Annotated in this window: 4 protein-coding genes and 1 tRNA gene; 2 read left to right on the forward strand and 3 right to left on the reverse strand. The window is 46.0% G+C overall.

The features are described from left to right. On the reverse strand, positions 1 to 116 hold a 116-nt coding region (locus tag ACRC27_RS13690; RefSeq protein WP_438640134.1), incomplete at its 3' end, for a peptidylprolyl isomerase. A gap of 299 nt (positions 117 to 415) precedes the next feature. Between ACRC27_RS13690 and cysS the strand changes: the two genes are divergently transcribed. Further along, the gene (gene cysS / locus ACRC27_RS13695) at positions 416 to 1,804 is read left to right on the forward strand and encodes a cysteine--tRNA ligase (protein WP_438640133.1); all 1,389 of its coding nucleotides are present in this window, start codon (positions 416 to 418) and stop codon (positions 1,802 to 1,804) included. 79 nt (positions 1,805 to 1,883) lie between these two features. On the opposite strand, the gene ACRC27_RS13700 is transcribed toward cysS, so the two are convergent. Both ACRC27_RS13700 and folD read right to left on the reverse strand, forming a co-directional pair. Beyond that, positions 1,884 to 2,756 carry an ion transporter gene (locus ACRC27_RS13700; protein ID WP_438621651.1) on the reverse strand — a complete coding sequence of 291 codons (873 nt, stop codon included), beginning with the start codon at positions 2,754 to 2,756 and terminating at the stop codon, positions 1,884 to 1,886. A gap of 123 nt (positions 2,757 to 2,879) precedes the next feature. Continuing rightward, positions 2,880 to 3,734 carry a bifunctional methylenetetrahydrofolate dehydrogenase/methenyltetrahydrofolate cyclohydrolase FolD gene (gene folD, locus ACRC27_RS13705; protein ID WP_438621652.1) on the reverse strand — a complete coding sequence of 285 codons (855 nt, stop codon included), beginning with the start codon at positions 3,732 to 3,734 and terminating at the stop codon, positions 2,880 to 2,882. A 228-nt stretch (positions 3,735 to 3,962) separates the two neighbouring features. Between folD and ACRC27_RS13710 the strand changes: the two genes are divergently transcribed. Further along, a tRNA-Pro gene (locus tag ACRC27_RS13710) sits at positions 3,963 to 4,039 on the forward strand. Positions 4,040 to 4,117 lie beyond the last annotated feature (78 nt).

Here is a 4,117-nt window from a genome sequence, read left to right on the forward strand (position 1 = left end):
GTGTTGTTATAAAAACCTTCACGGCAATAGTCTTCGAAGTTTTTTGCAGTTACCGGTGCTTGTTCGTGGTTCAGTTGCAGAACGATGTCACCGTGGTTAGTGTGTAGTGTGATCATGAAAACCATCCTAAAGTAAGGTAAAAGAGTTACGCAATACCGTGGTGCTTTACTGCGTAACTGGTTAGATACTGTACCTGATGCCGGAACAAAGGCTCAGCTTAGGCGCTGATTGTACCGAAAGCGGCTGTTTGGGCAAATGAAAGCGCAATCAATTACGGGGAAATTCTTGTCTATATGTACCGATGAACGGTGATTTCCCTTAGGCATGCTTGCATTAGTTGCATTTTATCGGTTCAATATCCGCTTCTGATTATCAGTTTTGGTTATCATTCTACAGGCTAACTTGGTACTACACGATGCTGAAGATTTACAACACGCTGACAAGACAAAAAGAAGAATTTAAACCTATTCATGCGGGAAAGGTTGGCATGTATGTCTGTGGAGTAACCATTTATGATTTATGTCATATCGGTCATGGTCGTACCTTTGTTGCATTTGATGTTGTCACGCGCTATTTGCGCTATTTAGGCTATGACCTGACATTTGTACGCAACATCACTGATGTTGATGACAAAATTATCAAACGTGCGGCTGAAAACGGTGAGACCTGTGATCAACTCACTGAACGCTTAATCGGTGAAATGCACGCTGATTTCGATGCCCTGAATATGAAGCGTCCAGATCTTGAGCCACGCGCGACTCAGCACATCACTGAAATTATTGAACTGGTGCAACGCCTGCTTGATCGTGGCCACGCCTATGTTGCCAGTAATGGTGATGTAATGTTCTCTGTAGATACTTTCCATGATTACGGAAAATTATCCCGTCAGGATGTAGAACAGTTACAAGCCGGTGCGCGTGTTGATATTGATGAAGCCAAGCGTAATCCGGTTGATTTTGTACTCTGGAAAATGTCTAAGCCGGGCGAACCTACTTGGCAATCGCCGTGGGGTGCGGGTCGCCCAGGCTGGCATATTGAGTGTTCAGCGATGAACAGTAAGCAATTGGGTGAGCATTTTGATATTCATGGCGGTGGTTCAGATTTAATGTTCCCGCACCATGAAAATGAAATTGCACAGTCTTGCTGTGCGCATGATACCCCTTACGTCAATTACTGGATGCACTCCGGTATGGTGATGATTGATCGTGAAAAAATGTCAAAATCACTCGGCAACTTCTTTACCATTCGTGATGTATTACAACATTATGATGCAGAAAGCGTGCGCTATTTCCTGATGTCAGGCCACTATCGTAGCCAGTTAAATTACAGTGAAGAGAACTTAAATCAGGCACGTACGGCACTTGAGCGTTTATATACCGCATTACGCGGTGTGGATAATGCAGCATTACCGGCTGGCGGAGAGGCTTTTGTGGCCCGCTTCCGCGCTGCCATGGATGATGATTTTAATACACCAGAAGCGTATTCAGTACTCTTTGATATGGCGCGTGATATTAATCGCCTAAAAACAACCGATATGGCAGCAGCCAGTGCATTGGCTGCGGAATTGCGTCAACTTGGTGATGTTCTTGGCCTGTTACAGCAAGATTCAGAACTGTTTTTGCAAGGTAATACCCAAGCCGATAACGGTAATGAAGTCGCTGAAATTGAAGCGTTGATTAAGCAGCGCAATGATGCTCGGGCAAGTAAAGACTGGCCTGCGGCTGATGCCGCACGTAACCGTCTGACTGAAATGGGCATCGTACTGGAAGATGGTGCGCAAGGCACAACCTGGCGCAGAGCGTAACTGTTATCGCTTATTGCGAGACAAATTTTTATTATTTCTACAGCTATAGATAAGCGGGAGTAAGACTCCCGCTGATTTTTTATCTTTTTTTAGGAAGAGCAGCACCGCAAAATTTGCAGTGTAGCGCATCAGCATCATGCCCAGTTCGGTGGCAGTGATCACAGCGTAACCTGTCTTTGTTTTTCTGTAACTCTTCCGTGAGTTGTGCAGTGAGAATGCCTGTTGGAACAGCAATAATCGAATAACCAATTAATATCACCAATGAGGCGATGACCCGACCCAGTGGTGTATGCGGCACAAGATCACCATATCCTACCGTTGTTAGCGTAACAATGGCCCAGTAGATACCCATTGGAATACTGGTAAAGCCATTTTGCGGCCCTTCCACAACAAACATTATGCTGCCAAACAGACAAACCATCAGCCCGACCGCACCAAAAAAGACCAGCACTTTACGGTGGGTTTGTATCAGACAACGCCAGAGTAGATTGGCCTCTGACATATAACGAACAAGTTTTAGGATGCGAAACAGCCGGAACATACGCAGCAGACGCAGCATTAAGGTGTACTCTAACCCAGGAAACAGCAAAGAGAGATAGACCGGAAGGATAGATAGCAGATCGACCATGCCATAAAAGCTACTCGCATAACGCAGAGGTTTGGGAGAGCAGTACAGCCGTAGCAGATATTCCAAGCTAAAAATGATACTAAACCCGATTTCACACCAGATAAACCATGAATACCAGTATGATTGTTTGGTCAGTGTTGAGCCTATGATGAGTACCGCAACACTCAGAAGTACTGAGAATAACAGGACTAGCTCAACGATACGGCCGGAGCGCCGCTGAGTATTAAACACAACGTTATATAAGCGGTGGCGGTATTTTCTTGGCGTTGAGTGATGACTATCAGGTGAAGAGGATGGGTGTTGTAAAGATGAGTGTTCAGGCATAAAAGTAGCTCATACTGGCTGGATGCTTGTTATTGATAGAATACAACACTACTTGATGCCGGAAACGGCGGGCTAATGCAAATTAACCCGCACTAATTGCTAAGTTCACACCTAAAAGAGTGATTAATCGTGATACTTTTCACACGCTAGCAGCGTATTTTGCATCAGGGTTGCGACAGTCATCGGGCCAACCCCTCCAGGAACCGGTGTTATCCATGCAGCATGTGTTTGTGCAGCAGCAAAATCAACATCACCGACAACTTTACCGTCAGCCTGACGGTTGATACCGACATCAATGACCACTGCGCCCGGTTTAATCCAGTCGCCCGGAATAAAGTGCGGTTTACCTACTGCAACAACCAGCAAGTCTGCGCGGCGTACATGGCTTTCCAAATCACGGGTAAAACGGTGAGTTGTGGTGACGGTGCAGCCAGCTAGTAGCAGTTCAAGTGACATTGGGCGGCCAACAATATTTGATGCACCAACCACGACCGCTTCCATCCCGTAAGTATCAATTCCGCACTGTTCAATCAACGTCATGATCCCCCCTGGTGTACAAGGGCGTAATGTTGGGATCCGTTGGCACAGTCGGCCTATTGTATAGGGGTGAAAACCATCAACATCTTTATTCGGATGAATCCGTTCAATAACTTGCGTTGTATCAATGTGTTCGGGTAATGGCAGTTGCACTAATATGCCATCAATATCAGAGGCTTGATTTAGAGTATCAATTAAATCCAGTAAATCAGCTTGCGTTGTACTCACCGGTAAATCATATGATCGGGAAACAAAACCCACTTCTTCGCAGGCTTTGCGTTTTGAGCCTACATAGATTTGTGAGGCGGGATCTTGCCCTACCAGCACAACAGCCAGACCGGGAGCGCGTTTTCCCTGCGCGATACGTTGTTGTACTTGTTGCGCTACGGTTGCACGAACTTGTTGCGCAATCGTTTTCCCGTCAATAATCATTGCAGCCATCAGACAAGCGATCCCCTACAAATTTTCGGAGTGCATATTGTGTCAGAAACCAGTAAAGGTGTCAGTAGGCATCACACAGGAAAAATGGTAGCCGAAAAAACGCATAACTGCTGTGATTTTGAGCGCTTGAAGCTCTTGATGCTAAAAACATTTTGACTCGTCAGCACATCTCAGTATAATTCAAAGCCTATCAAGTCAGGTGTTCGATTATTAATACGTGACAACAGTCGGTGAGTAGCGCAGCCCGGTAGCGCAACTGGTTTGGGACCAGTGGGTCGGAGGTTCGAATCCTCTCTCACCGACCACTATTCAATAGTGAGTGCACCCTTAGCTCAGTTGGATAGAGCAACGGCCTTCTAAGCCGTGGGTCACAGGTTCGAATC

It is taken from the genome of Plesiomonas sp., assembly GCF_051650925.1.
Lineage (GTDB): Bacteria > Pseudomonadota > Gammaproteobacteria > Enterobacterales > CAMTGL01 > Plesiomonas.

Excerpts from the sequence above, each read along its gene's own strand:
- cysS (WP_438640133.1), top strand. The coding sequence starts at position 416 with ATGCTGAAGATTTACAACACGCTGACAAGACAAAAAGAAGAATTTAAA.
- folD (WP_438621652.1), bottom strand. The coding sequence starts at position 3,734 with ATGGCTGCAATGATTATTGACGGGAAAACGATTGCGCAACAAGTTCGT.
- ACRC27_RS13700 (WP_438621651.1), bottom strand. The coding sequence starts at position 2,756 with ATGCCTGAACACTCATCTTTACAACACCCATCCTCTTCACCTGATAGT.